This window comes from Clostridioides sp. ZZV14-6345 (assembly GCF_020657775.1).
Lineage (GTDB): Bacteria > Bacillota > Clostridia > Peptostreptococcales > Peptostreptococcaceae > Clostridioides > Clostridioides difficile_D.
This window is the reverse complement of record NZ_JAGWCX010000027.1, coordinates 31947-49489: the sequence shown is the minus strand read 5'-3', so window position 1 is coordinate 49489 and position 17543 is coordinate 31947. Positions and strand designations below refer to the sequence as shown.

Genomic DNA, 17543 nt, shown 5'->3' with positions numbered 1-17543 from the left:
AAAAAAATTAACTTTAAATGCAATACTTTTAGCTATGGGTTTATTAATACATCAACTTACACCTGCTATAGGACTTCCAATGCAACCAGATATATCTCTAGCAATGATGTTTATAATAATGATATTAAATAAAGATGATTATAAGATTTGTCTAGTAGCAGGAATTGTGACAGGAATATTTGCAGCACTAACAACTAAATTTCCAGGTGGTCAAGTTCCAAATATACTTGATAAAATGATTACAATAAATATAATGTTCATGATAATGTATGTAATTTATAAATTACCATTTATGAAAAATTTAAGTAACAAAAAGAAAGATTTAATAGTAGCTACAATAATATTTCCAATAGGTACTATTGTTAGCGGAACTACATTTTTACTAGTTGCCGAGGTAATAGTAGGTCTTCCTGGAGGTTCATTTATGGCATTATTTATGGTTGCAGTAGCACCAGCAATACTAATAAATTTAATAGCTGGTTTACTGTTATTTAAGGTAGTAAGCATGTCTATAAGAAGGGTAAGTTATCAAGGATAAATGTTATGATTTATAATTATATTATAATAAAATGATATTGTAAAAAATAAATAATAAAATAGTAAAGAGGTATCAAGTTGAATATAATACTTAATACCTCTTTAAAATTAAATTGTAAAGATGTTAAAGACCTATCTTATACATGATAAGGAGATAATAAAGAATGTATCTTTAAAGTCTCAACTAAACAGCAAAATTTATCCAACAAACAGACAATAAGTGCTTCTTTGTATTTAGGAGGCTTAACAGTAAGTGGCCACATATGCTTTAAAATTATATCCGTTTCTTTTTCATTTATTTGAAAAAATAAAGTTGCATTTTTTAATGCTTCTTTAGGGTGAGTAAATCCATGTAATCCCTTTCTATCACCTTTGTAATGCCAATCGTAAAGAAAAAAGTCGTGTAGTAAAGCTCCTCTAATAACACTTTGAATATCAACATTTAGGTGCAATTTCTTACACAATAGATAACTATAATATGCTACTGATAAACTATGTTCAAGACATGAAACATTGCCATGATGAGGAAATGTTCTCATAAGTTGTACTTTTTCAGAAGAAAGTATCTCAGAAGCACATTCATTAAAGTATTTGATTTCAGCTTTTGACAACATTATGCAAATCTCCATTTCTAGTAATATAAATACTATATTTCAACGATAATATGAAATATTTCTTATCCTACAAAATATAATACCCAATAATACAAGTAAGATACCTTTTATGGTATTTAAAGTAAAAGAGATTTTATTAGGCTAAACAATGAAAAAATCAAAAATAAAGCTATAGAAATATATAGTATCTTTCCAAGAGGATTGCCAAAATTTATAGTCCATCCAAGACCAAACCTTTTATCAACCATCAATGATGGGTCATTTGGATTATTATATATGATACCTGCTATCCAATATTTCTCATCCTCTTCTGGAGAATAAGAAGAGTTGGATTTTAAACTTGGAGAATTAATATATGTTGCTATTAAATAAATTATAACTAAAAGTGTTGTAATATTCGTAGCAGTTGATAGTTTGGTTTTTATTGATAAAAGAGTGGTAAAAAATTGTATTGTCATTATAATCATCAATATCAAAAACAGATAACCAATTTTATTTAAATATTTAATGTTTTCAATTCTACTTTCTTCAATTCTGTTTGTATCTATCTTAACCCTTGACTTTATAGAGCCGATAGAAGTTATATATAATAAAATCATTAAACAAAAGTCAGTACCTATTAATTTAAATACATTAAGAAATGATTTTTTCATAAAAATATCAGGAGAGCCATTTATACTCCAATGAGTAGCAATTAAGTCTGGCAGTTGATTATAATTAAATACTATAAAAATGTTCATTCCAAAAGTAAATAGTATTGGTATTAAATATATTATTTTAAATTTTTTTATTATTTTATTTTTCTTATTTATAAAATCCATATCTACTATTAATTTTGAGTCTGAATCTATGTAACCTAATGTAGAATAAATTTCTGATTTAAGCTTCTTAACTTTTTTATGAGCATGAATATACAATATACTTTCATATAATAAAAACCCTATAATACCAATAAAATAAGAAAGTTCTAATTTATCAAATGTAAAAACAAGGATAAAAACTAATATAAGGTCTATAATAAAACCTAAAGATAAAAGTTTTTTAAAGTCTTTGTCTAGCTTTATGAAGTAAGTGTAGTTTTTATGTTCTTGGTCTATAGAAACCCCATAAATATGTTTTTTACCTATAAAATGGGGCATAAAATAAAATGTAGCATACATCAAAATTAGAACCGGAAATATTGTAAATAAACATTCAATCTTACTCATAATATTTCACCTCATACTTGTCAAATAAATTTGAACTTAGTGACAAAAATTCTTCTTTGCTAATACCTGATAAATAAGATTTTGCTACTAGTAGTTCCAAGTCAAGATTATTTTTTTGACGAGTTGTGTTGTCTATTTTCATTGGTAATTGAGCCACAATAGCACCTTTTCTTCTATCAATATTTAAGAATCCCTCTTCTTTTAATTCATTGTAAGATTTGTTTACTGTATGTAAATTTACACCAATATTTTCAGCCATACTTCTTACAGATGGAAGTGATTCATTTATTTTTAATTCTCCTGAAGCTATAGCTTTAGTTATTTCTTCTTTAATTTGTACATAAATAGATTTATCACTATTAAAATCTAAATTTAAAACCATAAAAAACCTCCATTATGCTTTATAAATGAAAACGATTGTTATATACATAGTATAACATAAAAAATAATAACAGACACAAAATATAAATTTATATTTTGTAAAAATTGTAATTTAAAAAATAACATAATTTTTATTAAAATAATACAGATACTATCTATAGATAGAAATAAAAATTAGAAAGGAGAAAAAATATGTTAACATATTTAATGAAAAGACAAATGCATAAAAAAGATGATGGAATGAGTAAACCAATGATGTTTACGGGAGCTATACTTACAGGAGTAGGTGCATATGCTGTATACAAAATGGTGAAAAATCGTAAATCCAATTCTCAAATGGTTGATACAAATTATTATGGAAATAGTGACTATGATGATTATAAATATGATGAATTTGACTGTGACTGTAGAGACAAAAAACAGGATTATGAATATGAAGAATTAAAAAAAAAAGTAAAAGAATTTAATTCAAGAAGAATAAACTGTGAAAATTGTCCGCATGTTTCTCAAGAAGAAATGATGCAATATGTAAATAGTGTTAAAGATATAAAGAATGATATTGATTTACATGAAGATGATAAAAAGGATAATATTTACAAAGAAGATGAATACAAAAAGTATGAGGAAGAATAAGTAATACTCTCTAAATAATTAAACAAATAGTTATGTTAAATTATTTAATATCTGGTTTCTAAGATGTAAGTTGTAGCTTAACTTGAAAGAGTGTGTATTATTCTTGAGATAGTTAAGTAACAACTTACATTTTTGTTTTTATAAGTTTTAATAACACTTTGTGACTATTTTGTAATTCTAGATATATTTTAGTATCCCAGGTAATTGTGTATAATAAAAGTTATATATAAATACTTCAAAATTAAAATGAAAAGAAAGGAAATACTTATGTTAAAGTTATTAATAGTTGAAGATGATAGTACTATATCTTTTGGAATAAAGTATGCTTTAGAACAAGAAGGATTTAGTGTAGATATATCAAAGGATTTATCAAATGGAAAAGAAATGATTTCTTCTAATGAATACAGTATGATACTGTTGGATGTTACATTGCCAGATGGAACTGGTTATGAGTTTTGTCAATATGTAAGAGGATTTTCTCAGATTCCTATAATATTCTTGACTGCTTGTGATGAAGAAGTAAATATTGTAATGGGCCTTGATATAGGTGGAGATGATTATATAACAAAACCTTTTAGAATTAGAGAATTAATATCGAGAATAAAAGCTGTTTTAAGAAGAAAAGGCAATGCTTTAGAAGAAACTAAGAGAATACTTAAATTTGGAGATTTAAGTATATACACATTAGAAGCTAGAGTATATAAAAATGACAAAGAAATATTTCTGACATCAGTTGAATATAAGCTTCTTTTAATTCTTATACAGAACAAAAATACAGTTTTAAGTAGAACCCAAATATTGGAAAAACTTTGGGATGTGACTTATGATTTTGTAAATGATAATACTCTAACTGTTTATATAAAAAGGCTTAGAGAAAAAATAGGTGATGACCTATGTGAACCAATCTACATAGAAACTGTAAGAGGACTTGGTTATAAATGGATAGGAAGTGAAAATAGTGTTTCTATATAATCCAGAAGTAAAGAAGTTTTTAAGTAAGTATGTTGTTTTAATGTTTGTTGCTATTACTCTATCTATTGGATTTAGCATAATCAATATGCATACAACTAAAGATATGATTGTAAAAAATAATCAGGCTATAATAGGAACACTATCAAGTAAGTATCCAAACTTAGAAAGTGAGATAGTAGATATAATAACTCAAGGGACGTCTATGGGAAATATAGACTATGGTCAGAAAATATTAAGTAAGTATAATTATGATGAATCTATTAGGATAAATTCTGAGCCTATTATTTCTAAATTAGTTTTAAAAACTATCAAAATAAATATAATCTTAGTATGTATAATATTTATTTTGATATTTGTGTTGGTTATTGGATATTTTAAGTCAATTTACAATGATTTATCAGATATGACTAAATATGTTTACTATAGTTCAGAGGGAAAAGCATTTGATATGAAAAATAAAAATCAAGAAGGGCAGATAGGTCTTTTAAAAACTGAACTCTTAAAGATGACAACAATTCTTAATGAAAAGGTTGAACTTTTAAAATCAGAAAAGATATTTTTAAATAATACAATTTCCGATATATCACACCAATTAAAAACACCTATGACTTCTTTAATAATGTTGAATGATTTATTATATAATGATGTACCATATGAAGTAAAAATCGATTTTTTAAATAAGATAAAAAATCAATTAAATAGAATGGATTGGTTGATTAAAAGCATGCTTAAACTATCAAAGGTAGAAGCAAAAGTGATAAATTTTAAAAAGGATAAGGTAGAATTTAGTGAACTTGTACATAGAGCAATGCAATCTATGAAAATACCTATGGAGATTAAAAATCAAAAATTGACTATAGAAGGAAGTGATAATGTATCTTATATTGGTGATATTGATTGGTCTGTGGAAGCATTAGTGAATATAATTAAAAATTGTATAGAACACACTCCTGAATTTGGAAATATAATTATAAGCTATAAAGAAAACCCATTATTTTCTGAACTAATAGTAGAAGATGATGGTGAGGGAATAGATAAAAAAGATATACCACATGTATTTAAACGATTTTATAGAGGAAGAAGTAGTTCAAAAGAGGATAGTGTAGGAATAGGTCTTGCAATGGCAAAATCTATAATAGAAAGCCAAAATGGAGATATCTATGTAAACAGTGAAAAAGGTAAGGGGACAGAGTTTCATATAATATTTCATAAAATGTATGATATTGATGGTGACTAATCTGTAATATTTAATTCACTTTATAGTAATAGCTAAAGTCTAAGATATGAAGTATAGAATATAAATATTGGAGGTAGCTATGGAAATTTTAAGAGTAGAAAATTTAACTAAAAGTTATGGTAAAAATGAAACAAAAGTTGATGCGATAAAAAATGTAAGTTTATCAGTTGAAAAAGGAACGTTTATAGCAATAACAGGTCCAAGTGGAAGTGGTAAAAGTACTTTATTACATTTATTAGGAGGGGTTGACAGACCAACTAGTGGTAAGGTTTATATAAATGATGTTGATATATATAATTTAAAAACAAAAGATTTAGCGATATTTAGAAGAAGAAACATAGGTCTTATATATCAATTTTACAACTTAATTCCAGTCTTAAATGTAAAGGAAAATATATTGCTTCCAGCAGAGCTTGATAATAGAGATATTGACAAAGAATATTTGAATGATTTGATGAAAACATTAGGTCTAAATGATAGAGAAAAACATCTTCCAAATCAATTATCAGGAGGTCAGCAGCAAAGAACTTCTATAGGACGTGCTTTGATTAATAGACCTTCTATAGTATTAGCAGATGAACCAACAGGTAATTTAGATAGTAAAAATTCAAAAGAAATACTAGAATTATTAAAATTATCAGTAAAGAAATACAATCAGACACTAATAATGATAACTCATGATAAAAACATAGCACTTCAAGCTGACAGAATTATAGGCATAGAAGATGGAATTATAAAAAGTGATGAGGTGATGTAGATGAATTTATATACATCCCTAACTATTAGATATTTAAAACAGAATAAGAGAAGAACTATTGTAACCATAATTGGGATAATACTTTCAACGGCTTTAATCTGTGGTATAGGAAATATATTTGAAAGTTTCATGGATTATCAAGTAAGAGAAACTATAAAGAATGATGGAAGTTTTCATGTTACATTTTATAATGTAAATAAAAAGGATATGGAATATATAACAAAATCAGCTGAAGTGGAAAAACATGCATTTACTAAACAAATTGGATATTCTAAATTAGAAAATAGTGAAAATGGTATATTAAGTATAAAACAGTATGATAAAAACGCCATAAAGGGATATCGAATTTCTATAAAAGAAGGTAGGTTTCCAGCTAAGGATGGAGAAATTGTCTTAAGTGAAAATGTTATTAATCTTATGGATGATAAATTAAAAATAGGGGACGAGATAACCTTAAAAGTAGGAGATATGTTTGATTCAAGTGAGAAGAAGATTGATAGTATGGTATTTCATGAGGGGGATTATATAGCAAATGAAAAGGATAGAACTTTTGAAGTTGTTGGTATAATTAAAAAACCTGGATTTGAACGTTACAATGGAATTGCAACTGCTATAACTTATTTTAATCCTATGGATAATTACAATGATACAATTAATGTATCAGTAGCACTAAGAAATCCTAAAGATGTGTATGAAATAAGTAATAAAATAAGCAAAAATATATATTCAAATAAGGATAAAGAAGTAGTTTCTGATATGATAAAATACAATGAACATTTATTGAGGTTACAAGGTGCTAGTAAGTATGCGAATATAAATAGCTCTATAAAGTCTATAATTATAGAAGTAACTATTTTAGTAATCATATGTACAATTGCTACAGTGTATAATTCTTTTAGTATTTCTATAACTGAACGAAAAAAACAGTTTGGGATATTAAATTCTATAGGTGCTACATCTAGTCAAATTAAAAGATTAGTTTTTATAGAAGGTATTATAATTAGTTTAATTGGTATACCAATAGGGATAATATCTGGAACAGTAGCCATAGACTTATTATTTAAAATTATAAATAAGCATTTTACAGAATCGGTTGTTACTCAAATGAGTTTGAAGATAGTGTATAATCCAATAATAATTATTGTTAGTGTAATAATAGTTTTGTTTACAATCTTTATATCAATTCTATTACCTGCAATATCGGCTTCTAATATTTCTCCACTTAATGTAATTAAAAATAATGGAGAGTATAAAGTGGGAAAGGTTAAAAGTTCAAGGCTTATTAAAATGATTTTTAAAACTGAAGGAGTACTTGCGTATAAAAATATAAGGAGAAATAGAAAAAAATTCATAGTAACTCTTTTTTCTTTAATGGTAAGTATAATAATATTTATATCTTTTAGTGGATTTACATTACTTTTATTAAAAGGTGAAGAAATAAAAAATTCTCAAAGAAACTATGATTTGTATTTAACTGCAAAGAGCACAGCTAAGTCTATAGATGATACTATAAGTAAATTAGAAGCTATTTCTGGAATAAAAAACTTTGAATTAGCAACAGGACAATATATGTCTATAAGAGTAAGTGAAAATAAAATAAATAAATCCAAGGAAGATTTAATCAGGAAATATTATCAAAAATATAAGATTGGAGATAGTTATGAATATGATTTCAGTAATAATGAATTAATTTTTCCAGGAGATTTTGCAGTAAAAAACAAAACAAATAACTTAATACAGGGTTCTTTTAATAAGGAGAGAGCAATTGAAGAAAATGGTGTTATATTAGTTAGAAAAAGCTCATTTGAATCAAATGGGAAGAAAGGTGTAGTAGAACTTACCAACTATAAAGTAGGAGATACAGTAACTTGTGAATATCTTGATGAAAATAGCTTAAGTAAAAAAATAAAGGTCAAGATTCTTGCTATAACTGATGAAGAACGTCTAGGTCTTGGTTATCAAAATATGGGATTACAATTTATAACTTACGATGAAGTTGCTAAAAATTTAAATTTAAAATTAAGTAAAAGCCTTATATTTATTGATTCAGGAGGAAGCATTAAGACTAAGAAGGAAATAGAAGCTTTGGCAAATAAAAATAATTTTAGCTTCTACGATGAAAGTGCAAGCAATGAAAGTGAAAAACAAGATTTAAAGGTTATTAAAATATTTGTATATGGTTTTATAGCAGTGATATCTTTAGTAAGTGTTACAAATATTATAAATACAGTAAGCACAAGTATAAATCTAAGAAAAAGAGAACTTGCAGTAATACAATCTATAGGGGTTACTCCTAAAGGATTTAGAAAAATGATATATTTAGAAAGTTTTATATATGGTATACTGTCATTGTTGTTTGGAATACCAATTAGTATTGGTATAATTCTAATTATGAATAAACTTATTTCAGGTGTAATTGAGTTTTCTCCTGTTATACCATGGGTAGCAATAGCTATATGTATAGTAAGTGTTTTTATAATAACTTTTATAGCAGGATATATACCAATGAGTAAATTGAATAAAGAAAATATAATAGATAATATAAGAAGAGAAAGTATATAAATATAAAAATAATTTTTAATTATATAAACTATTATTAAAATCGTTTAATTGGTATAAACTATTATTATACTACTTAAACGATTTTTTTATTTATATAAGAAATCTAATAATAAATTGCTAGAGGTATTTAACTATTTGGAAAGAATTGGTATTATATAAAGTAAGAGTCTATATAAGAAGAAAGAATATTTAATTTTATTGGAAAACAAAAGAAAAAGAAGGTGATTACTATTTCTCATATAACTGCTAAGAATATGTATAAAAGTTTAGAGGAAAGAATAAACAGGTTTCCACAAGGTGCTCCACCATCAGATACATTATACAAGATACTAAATGTATTATATACAGAACAAGAGGCGAAATTAGTGGCTCAGCTTCCAATAAAGCCTTTTAGAGTAAAAACAGCAGCTAAAATTTGGAGTGTAAGTGAAAGTGAAGCATATAGAATATTGGATAAACTTGCTAGTAAGGCTCTGATACTAGATATAGAAGATAATAAAGGGAAAAAATATATAATGCCTCCTCCAATGGCTGGTTTTTTTGAATTTGCCATGATGAGAACAAGACATGATATAGACCAAAAACTTTTAGCAGAACTTTACTATCAATATATGAATGTAGAAGAAGATTTTATCAAAGATTTGTTTTATTCGACAGAGACAAAGCTTGGAAGAGTGTATGTTCAAGAGGAAGTTTTGACCAATGATAATGAAGTTAGCATTTTAGATTATGAAAGAGCTACTCATATAATTGATGAATCAACTCATATAGGTGTAAGTATGTGTTATTGTAGACATAGGATGCAACATGTTGGAAAAGCTTGTGATGCTCCTATGGATATATGTATGACATTTGACAATGTAGCAAATTCTTTAATAAATAATAAATTTGCAAGACGTGTAGATAAAATAGAATGTAAAGAACTACTTCACCAAGCATATGAGCATAACTTAGTTCAATGTGGAGAAAATGTTAGAAAAGGGGTTACGTTTATATGTAACTGCTGTGGATGTTGTTGTGAGGCACTAGTAGCTGCTAAAAGATTTGGAAATCTTCATCCAGTGCAGACAACAAGTTTTATACCTAATATAAACCATGAAAGTTGTGTAAAATGTGGTAAATGTATAACTGCATGTCCAATAGATGCAATAAGTAAGGTCAAGGAAGGTGATAAAGAATATATAAAAATTGATGAGGATAGATGCCTAGGTTGTGGAGTTTGTGTTAGAAATTGCCATAAAAATAGTATTATGTTATTGAATAGAGATGAAAAAATAATAACTCCAGCAAACTCAGTACATAGAGCAGTTCTCATGGCAATTGAAAAAGAGCAGTTACAAAATTTAATTTTTGATAATAATGCTCTAGCTAGTCATAGAGCTATGGGAGCTATACTATCAGCTATATTAAAGCTTGAACCAGCTAAAAAGATTTTGGCCAGTAAACAATTAAAGTCAGTATATTTAGATAAATTGTTAAGCATGAATGATAAATAGAAACTAAAATAAAAAAGGGCTATATTCAATTAATATTACTTGAATATAGCCTTTTTAGTATGTTAAGCTATGTCTTTTATTTGTTTAAATGAGTTTTCATTTCCATTTCCACCAATTTGTGTTACAGATTTAAATCTCATAGTTTTAAATAGTTCTTTTTGATTATAATCTAGTGAGTTTCCTACTAGTATTACAGGAGACTTAGTTTTTCCAGCCAAAACTCCAACAGATAATCCGTCTATTAAATCATCTTGTTTATTCATTCCATTTTTAGCAACATATAAGTTGTCTATCTTAGAATCCTTGTAAAATTCTTTTATTACTTTTGCATTAGTTTCATTTCTAGTGCTACCTGATATTCTCTGTGGATTTTGAAGTTTACTTTCTATATTTTTAGAAACTGTATATTCTCCACCGATTACATAAGATTTATCAATCTTTTTGTTTTTAAATAAGTTATTTATTTCAGTTATATTACTATTTTCATTAGTAAGTATTATAGGCATATCATTTTGAGCTGATACAGCTCCAATGCTTACTGCATCGGCTAATCCTTTTTCACCATTAACTACTGAAATCTTTGATATATTACTAATATTATTCAATTCTTTAGCAATATTCATAGATGTTTGATATCTATCACTTCCTGAAATTCTAGATACAGAGATATTGTTTGATTTTATAGTATCTAGAGAATTTTCATTTATAGAAGCTTCTCCACCAACTACATATACATTTTTAACTTTTAATCTCTTTAATTCAGCCAAAGTTTTTTCATTTATTTGAGAGCTTCCAGTCAATAATATAGGAGCATTTTTCTTGTATGCAAATGGTGTTGCAGCCAAAGCATCTGCAATTGCTGAGTCGTTTATTAAAACTGCATTTTCAGCACTTTCCCAACCTGATTGACTTATCTTAATAGAAGTTTCATATCTATCAGTTCCTGTAAGTGCACTTGCATTTACTTCATCTTGATATGTAACTTCAAATCTAGCATTTGGACTTCCTGAGAAAACAATTACGCCTCCTTTTGGTAATCTAACTCTATTGTTCTTTGTAACTAAAGAATAGTTTACAGGAACTCCTTTATCATCATAAACAGCAAAAGATGAGTTTTGAGGTAGATTAACTTCTATTTTTTTATTTGCTATATCATCACCAATTTTATACCATTTTGCATAACCATTAGATGCTAATTCGCATGTAAAAGATTTTTCTGATGGCAAATTAGTTAGAGAATCTTCACTAACATATGTTTGTGTGGCAAAAGTTAAATACTCTGTATCATTTTCTTTATGAAGTTTAATGTCAGCTAAATCACGACCTATTACACCAGGTATTTCTATAAAAGCATTTGAATTATTCTCATCTATTATCTTAGTGTTAACTATATAACCTGGAGTTTCATCAGAAAGACCAAGAGTTGCCTTTACAGAACCAAACATATAGCTTTGAGAAGTATATTTTTCATCTACTAGATAGTAGCCTTTACCATTTCTTTTTTTCCACACTTCTTTTACACTATTTGATATATTGTTGTCATCTACCTTTTGAGCCACATAGTATAAACTTGCTGTCTGACCTAATCCAGGGACATCATCATAAGAGCTCATATTTAGATATGTGATATTATTTTTTTCTTTTACAAATTTTAAACAACTATTACCTTTTTCAGATACAAATCTATCTTGACCTATGTATACGTATTTATCTTCAGGTCCATTTTCTATATAAGGAGAAGACACTATTAAAGTACCATTGTCATTAACCTCGACCTTTATCATATTTGAAGAAGCATAAAGACCACTGTTTTCTTTTAAATAGCTTGGCATTTTAACTTGTTGTGGTTTGCTAAATGTTTTATCAGGTTTTATTTCTTTAATTCTACCTTTTTCTTTTAATGCAGAGAGTAAGATTTCTTGTCCAATTATTTCATCAAGTTGACTATTTCCACCAGAAGAAAGAACTGCAACTGCCATATTTTCATCTGGAAGAACTATAAGATTACTGTGGAATAGTAAAGAGTCTCCACCTTTTGTAAGAGCTTTTAAATTGTATTGATTAAATGGATAAGTATTTACACAATCCCACCCTAAACCATATCCAAGTATAGAGTCTTCTCCTTCAGGCCATAGACCATTTAAATATTCTTTGTTTTCCATAGCTTTTACTGAAGCAGGAGAAAGAATACCATTTGAGTTTTTCATAAATGTTTGTGCAAATGTACATAGATTTTCTGCACTTGAATATAAACCACCTGCACCTATAGCATTAAGGTTATCTTGTGGAACTGCATCTTCCCAATAAGGTACATATGCTTTTGCTAGTTTTGAACTATCAAAACTATTTTCTGTAGTTTTTGTATTTTGTAAGTTAAGTGGATTATTTATGTATTTATCAAGAAAATTAGTAAATGACATACCAGATACTCTCTCTACTAAAATTTCAGCTAAAGTAAATCCATCATTACAATAAACAGAAAAAGCTCCTGGTTTAGCTTTTAATCTTTGTTTTTGTAATTCTTTTAAGAAATTATCATGACCATAAGAATCATTGTCTGCTAATAAAATAGTATTTTTAAAACTACTTCCCATAAGTCCTGATGAATGATTTAATAGCATTCTTGGAGTGATTTCTCTGTATCTATTATCAGCCATTTTAAATTCAGGTATATAATTTACAACAGGAGTATCTAAATTTACTTTTCCATCATCAACCAACTTCATAACGGCTGTTGTAGTAAACATTTTACTGATAGATGCAATACTATACATGTTATCCTTATTTAAGTTTTTGTTATCTTGCTTGCTATAAACTCCACCATTACCAGAAATCTCAATTTTGCCATTATCAATCAAGGCATATTGAGCACTTACAGCACCATACTTTGATAGCAAAGCTTGAATTTTTTCTTTGGCAAGAGCTTTAGTTTTTGGGTAAGATTCCGAGTTTTTACTATAATCATGTAATTCTATATCAGAACTTTGATATTTTTCGGAATTATCTCTTGTACTATCAGCAAAAGTAATATTTGGAGCAGCAGTAAATAACATACTCAATACTAATGTACTAGATAATAATTTAGAGAGCCTTTGCTTAAACATATTACATTACCTCTTTTCCTTTTTAATAATTTATAATTAGCATAACATTCTTAATTATTTTAATCAACAGATTATTATCAATAAAAAAAGCTTTTATAAGTATACCTTTTTATATAACTGAGAAAAATATAAAAATAATATTTGTTGTTGTATAAAGAATACAGGGTATAAGTAATATAAAAATAAAATGGAGGAATCTTAGACATATGTACAAGAATATAAATAAGAATCAACTTAAAGAAATGATGAAAAATGAAAAGGATATTTTACTATTGGATGTAAGAACTAAAGATGAATTTAGGGAATATAAAATAGAAAATGCTATAAATATATCTTTACAAGAGTTAATCAATAACATAGATGAAATTTACGAGTATAAAGATAAGAAAGTAGTGGTTTATTGCAGAAGTGGTCATAGAAGTGTTACTGCATGTAATTTGTTGGCTGAAGAAGGTTTTGAACATTTATATAATTTAAACTCAGGAATAATTGATTATATGAGTTAAATAATGTAAGTTATACATTAAATACTATGTATAGCTCTGCTTATTAAGTAGGAATGTATCTAAATATTTATAAGATAAATTTAGGAAAGAACGAATTTTTTCGCTTTTTTCCATGATAATTTTTATAAAAGAGTTATAAAGATATATATTTTAAGTATATTCTTAGAGATGATTTTATTTTTAGTATTAATATGGAAAGATTGAAATATTTATAAAGTTTTTATATAGGATGCATGAAGTTATTCAGATTATGGTTATAAATATTTGAATAACTTTATTTTTTATAATGGTTCGAAATATAATATTTTTTTCTTATATATAAGCAGTTATAATTTTTTAATAAAATGCTATAATTATAGATAGCTTAATACACAATTGTTATATAATTAGAAATAAAAAGGGGGAGGAAATATGTGGATAATATTTGGAGGTATAGCAATAATAGCTACTTTTTTAAATCTTTATATGTATAAAGTAGGAAAAAATTATAAACTTGCAATGGCAGTAGGATTATCATTTACTTCGTTGACAATTTGTTCAGAATATTCCATTTTATCTGAATGGGTACAAGCGAATGACTGGGCTGCTTTAGTAGATGTAGTACCTACTATGAAAAATGCATTATGGGTTTTAACTATTATATCTATTGTACTTAATATGATACCTATACTTTTAGAACTTAAAAAAGAATAGTCACTTTTAATATATTACGAACTAAAAATGGGATATCTCAAAATAGAGGTTCCCATTTTTAATAAAAACAGTCTTGTTATTAGTCCCAATTTCTAATAAAAACTGGTCCATCAAGTGTATAAATGGTTTTATGTCATTATTGACTATATTGGATTTTTCTTGTTTTAAAAGTTTCTCTAATGATTTGTAATGTTTTAATTTTATTTCTTTATTAAGTTAAGTAAAAAAAGAGCTTTCACAGAACAAATTTAATTTGCTCATGCGACAGCTCCTTTTAATATGAACTTAGAATATTATTTAAAAAATATATTTAAAGACAGAATTAATTTTTTAATGACCAGTTAAATTACTATCGCCGAATTTATCATTAAACGGTTTTATAACTCTATTTATAGGTCCTTTTAGAAGTACGTTTAAACAAATAGACAAAATCATAAATAGTAATAGAACTAGTATATCTTTAGTTAGATTTGGAGCATATATACCACCAACTGCTTCCCTTGTAGCACCTATTGCATAGGTAAATGGCATTATAGGGTTTATTCTTTGGAAGAATGTAGGTGTAACTTGTATAGGGAATGTACCACCAGAAGAACCAATCTGAACGACTAATAGTACTATTGCAATTGCTTTTCCTACATTTCCAAATACAGAAACTAAAGAATACACTATAAAGTTAAATACCATACTAGTAAACATAAGCAGAACTATCAATAAAATTGGATGTTTTGCTGTTACTCCTAACAATAATATATCTCCAGTTCCTATTATAAAACCTTGGACAAGAGCTATACTTAAAAAAGTAAGACCTCTTCCAAAGTAAATTTCATAAGGTTTATAGTTTCCATGTACAGATGTAGACAATAGTGATGAAATAAGTAATATACCAACCCATGTAGAAAGAACACTATAAAATGGTGTCATTGCAGAACCATAATTTTCAATTGGATATAATTTCTCTGTTTTCACCTCAACAGGTTCTTTTAAGAAATTAGACTTTGTCAATATATCACTTTCAAGCAAGCTGACTAATTTTTTCATATCTTCACCATTACTAATTTTGCTTAAAGTATCAATCAAATCATCCAACATTCCTTTTGCTAAAGGAAGTCTTTCTCTTATCAATGATATACTTTCCTGTGCATTTCCTGAAAGTTTTAGAGAAGTAGTAAGTATTTCTTCAACCTTTGGAAGTTTTGCTTCTGCCTTATCTAAAACAGTAATTATATCATTTGCTACTTTTATACTGTTTGCAAATATACTATTTATAGGTTTTGATATTTTTGAGTCAAAATTATTTAAAATATTTAAATTAATTCTTCCAATACCATTTGATAGACTTAAAACATTATTCAAAGCACTTATAGATGGTTGTTGTCCAGATATAACTTTGTTTTTAATATCATTTAATGTTGATATAGATGAATCTATTTTATTGCTAGAGTCTTCAAGATTATCTATTACATCATCCAATCTATTATTTGATGTAAGTTGGTTTAATTTATTTAAAAAGTCCACCAAAGTATCGTTTAAAGATTGCAAATTAGAAAGTTTTTCTGATAAATTATCTATCAACTTAGGTACATCTTCACTGCCACTATTTACTGCATCAATTAAATTTAATGTAAGAGAAGAAGCAGAAGATGAAAGGTCAACCATTAAATTTAAGTCAGACTTAATAAGAGGAGAAAGTTCGTCTAAATTATTATTTGTATCCTCTAAGAATTTTTTTAAGTCACTTGATAACAGTTTTGTATCATTCAGAGTCTTTTTAATTGTAGGTAAATCGGATTTAATATCTTTAACTGTATCAGATAATTTTGAAGTAGCATCAGAAGCTAAATCAACAGTCTTATTTATATGGTCAAATCTCTTTTGAAGGTCTATAAGGGAACTTTCAACTTTTGTCAATTTTGGAAGACTGTGTTCAATTCCTGCACCAACTCCATTTGATATACCAAGAACGATTTCACTAACTGTTTTTACTATAGTCTGATTAACCTGCAATTGTATTGTAGAAGCTCCTTTATCAGTAATCTTTGGAGCAACTGCATTTATTTTTTCATTAACTGTATAGATAATCTCGCCCTTTTTAACATCATCTGTAATTAAGGATGTCAAATCTTTTGTAAAATTTTTTGGAATTTTAAGTGATGCATAATAAGTACCTTTTTTAACACCTTCAAGAGCGGTTTTTTCATCTACAAATTGCCAACCTAAACTTCTGTTATCCTTAAGTTGTTCAATTAATTGGTTTCCTACATTAATTTTCTGTCCTGCTATTTCATTTCCTTTATCTTCATTTGTTACTGCTACAAGCATATTAGCAGTACTTCCATAAGGGTCCCAAGATGCTTTTATATTGAACCAAGCATAGAGAGAGGGTAAAAAAGCAAGACCTAAAACTATTATAAGTACTGCATAATTGCCACGTATATCTTTTAGGTCACTTTTAAAAATTTCTAATATATTTTTTAAACCCTTTGAAGGCTTTAAATTCTTAATATTATTCCAGTTTAAAATCTCTTTTAAACCATTAGTTTTTTTCAAATGTCTCACCTCCTAAAATATTTTGATAGAGAAAAAGTTAGATTTATAATCAATTTTAAATTATATTACTTTTTACACAAATAGTAAAGTTAAAGTTTTGTCTTAATTTTAATACATATATATTATATATAATAGTATGCTATAAATATATATAAATATAGGAAATAAAAACAAATAATTTATAAAATGTATAGTATAAAAATTAATAATAAAACAAATATTTATAATTGATATAATCAATTAAATTAGCCATTGTGATATAATTTTAATAATGGGAAAATTCTATGAAGGGA

Annotated in this window: 14 protein-coding genes; 9 read left to right on the top strand and 5 right to left on the bottom strand. The window is 26.7% G+C overall.

The annotated features are described in order from the left end of the window. Positions 1-538: tryptophan transporter (locus KGF39_RS09335; RefSeq protein WP_227822092.1), on the top strand; the 538-nt coding region annotated here is incomplete at its 5' end. A gap of 136 nt (positions 539-674) precedes the next feature. Here KGF39_RS09335 and KGF39_RS09330 read toward each other — a convergent pair. From KGF39_RS09330 to KGF39_RS09320, 3 genes are all read right to left on the bottom strand, one after another. Further along, positions 675-1151: an HD domain-containing protein gene (locus KGF39_RS09330; protein ID WP_227822091.1), complete on the bottom strand. Its 477-nt coding sequence runs from the start codon at positions 1149-1151 to the stop codon at positions 675-677. Between the two features lie 116 nt (positions 1152-1267). After that, on the bottom strand, positions 1268-2359 hold the full coding sequence (locus KGF39_RS09325) for a DUF5808 domain-containing protein (RefSeq protein WP_227822090.1): 1092 nt from the start codon (positions 2357-2359) through the stop codon (positions 1268-1270). Then, complete coding sequence (locus KGF39_RS09320; RefSeq protein ID WP_227822089.1) at positions 2352-2741, bottom strand: GntR family transcriptional regulator; 390 nt, start codon at positions 2739-2741, stop codon at positions 2352-2354. The genes KGF39_RS09325 and KGF39_RS09320 overlap by 8 nt, the downstream gene beginning before the upstream one ends. Positions 2742-2932: 191 nt before the next feature. Here KGF39_RS09320 and KGF39_RS09315 point away from each other — a divergent pair, with 191 nt between their 5' ends. From KGF39_RS09315 to KGF39_RS09290, 6 genes are all read left to right on the top strand, one after another. After that, complete coding sequence (locus KGF39_RS09315; RefSeq protein WP_227822088.1) at positions 2933-3373, top strand: hypothetical protein; 441 nt, start codon at positions 2933-2935, stop codon at positions 3371-3373. A gap of 246 nt (positions 3374-3619) precedes the next feature. Next, positions 3620-4345 carry a response regulator transcription factor gene (locus KGF39_RS09310; RefSeq protein ID WP_413927013.1) on the top strand — a complete coding sequence of 242 codons (726 nt, stop codon included), beginning with the start codon at positions 3620-3622 and terminating at the stop codon, positions 4343-4345. After that, positions 4323-5582 (top strand): HAMP domain-containing sensor histidine kinase, encoded by a 1260-nt coding sequence (locus KGF39_RS09305; protein ID WP_308463833.1) that lies wholly within the window; start codon positions 4323-4325, stop codon positions 5580-5582. The genes KGF39_RS09310 and KGF39_RS09305 overlap by 23 nt, the downstream gene beginning before the upstream one ends. Before the next feature lie 79 nt (positions 5583-5661). Further along, positions 5662-6339: an ABC transporter ATP-binding protein gene (locus tag KGF39_RS09300; protein WP_227822086.1), complete on the top strand. Its 678-nt coding sequence runs from the start codon at positions 5662-5664 to the stop codon at positions 6337-6339. Further along, a complete protein-coding gene (locus KGF39_RS09295; protein WP_227822085.1) occupies positions 6340-8901 on the top strand; it encodes an ABC transporter permease in 2562 nt (853 codons plus the stop codon). Positions 8902-9122: 221 nt separating this feature from the next. After that, on the top strand, positions 9123-10397 hold the full coding sequence (locus KGF39_RS09290) for a 4Fe-4S dicluster-binding protein (RefSeq protein ID WP_227822084.1): 1275 nt from the start codon (positions 9123-9125) through the stop codon (positions 10395-10397). 62 nt (positions 10398-10459) lie between these two features. On the opposite strand, the gene KGF39_RS09285 is transcribed toward KGF39_RS09290, so the two are convergent. Continuing rightward, complete coding sequence (locus tag KGF39_RS09285; RefSeq protein ID WP_227822083.1) at positions 10460-13501, bottom strand: cell wall-binding protein Cwp20; 3042 nt, start codon at positions 13499-13501, stop codon at positions 10460-10462. Positions 13502-13707: 206 nt separating this feature from the next. On the opposite strand from KGF39_RS09285, the gene KGF39_RS09280 reads away from it, so the two are divergent. Both KGF39_RS09280 and KGF39_RS09275 read left to right on the top strand, forming a co-directional pair. Next, positions 13708-14007 (top strand): rhodanese-like domain-containing protein, encoded by a 300-nt coding sequence (locus tag KGF39_RS09280; protein ID WP_227822082.1) that lies wholly within the window; start codon positions 13708-13710, stop codon positions 14005-14007. 411 nt (positions 14008-14418) lie between these two features. Next, complete coding sequence (locus KGF39_RS09275; protein ID WP_227822081.1) at positions 14419-14700, top strand: hypothetical protein; 282 nt, start codon at positions 14419-14421, stop codon at positions 14698-14700. Between the two features lie 330 nt (positions 14701-15030). Here the strand turns inward: KGF39_RS09275 and KGF39_RS09270 are convergent, their stop codons facing one another. Next, a complete protein-coding gene (locus tag KGF39_RS09270; RefSeq protein WP_227822080.1) occupies positions 15031-17259 on the bottom strand; it encodes a YhgE/Pip domain-containing protein in 2229 nt (742 codons plus the stop codon). Positions 17260-17543 lie beyond the last annotated feature (284 nt).

What these genes read in the sequence shown, in the direction of transcription:
- KGF39_RS09330 (WP_227822091.1), bottom strand. Translation starts at nt 1,151, where the DNA reads ATGTTGTCAAAAGCTGAAATCAAATACTTTAATGAATGTGCTTCTGAG.
- KGF39_RS09325 (WP_227822090.1), bottom strand. Translation starts at nt 2,359, where the DNA reads ATGAGTAAGATTGAATGTTTATTTACAATATTTCCGGTTCTAATTTTG.
- KGF39_RS09320 (WP_227822089.1), bottom strand. Translation starts at nt 2,741, where the DNA reads ATGGTTTTAAATTTAGATTTTAATAGTGATAAATCTATTTATGTACAA.
- KGF39_RS09315 (WP_227822088.1), top strand. Translation starts at nt 2,933, where the DNA reads ATGTTAACATATTTAATGAAAAGACAAATGCATAAAAAAGATGATGGA.
- KGF39_RS09310 (WP_413927013.1), top strand. Translation starts at nt 3,620, where the DNA reads ATGAAAAGAAAGGAAATACTTATGTTAAAGTTATTAATAGTTGAAGAT.
- KGF39_RS09300 (WP_227822086.1), top strand. Translation starts at nt 5,662, where the DNA reads ATGGAAATTTTAAGAGTAGAAAATTTAACTAAAAGTTATGGTAAAAAT.
- KGF39_RS09295 (WP_227822085.1), top strand. Translation starts at nt 6,340, where the DNA reads ATGAATTTATATACATCCCTAACTATTAGATATTTAAAACAGAATAAG.
- KGF39_RS09285 (WP_227822083.1), bottom strand. Translation starts at nt 13,501, where the DNA reads ATGTTTAAGCAAAGGCTCTCTAAATTATTATCTAGTACATTAGTATTG.
- KGF39_RS09280 (WP_227822082.1), top strand. Translation starts at nt 13,708, where the DNA reads ATGTACAAGAATATAAATAAGAATCAACTTAAAGAAATGATGAAAAAT.
- KGF39_RS09275 (WP_227822081.1), top strand. Translation starts at nt 14,419, where the DNA reads ATGTGGATAATATTTGGAGGTATAGCAATAATAGCTACTTTTTTAAAT.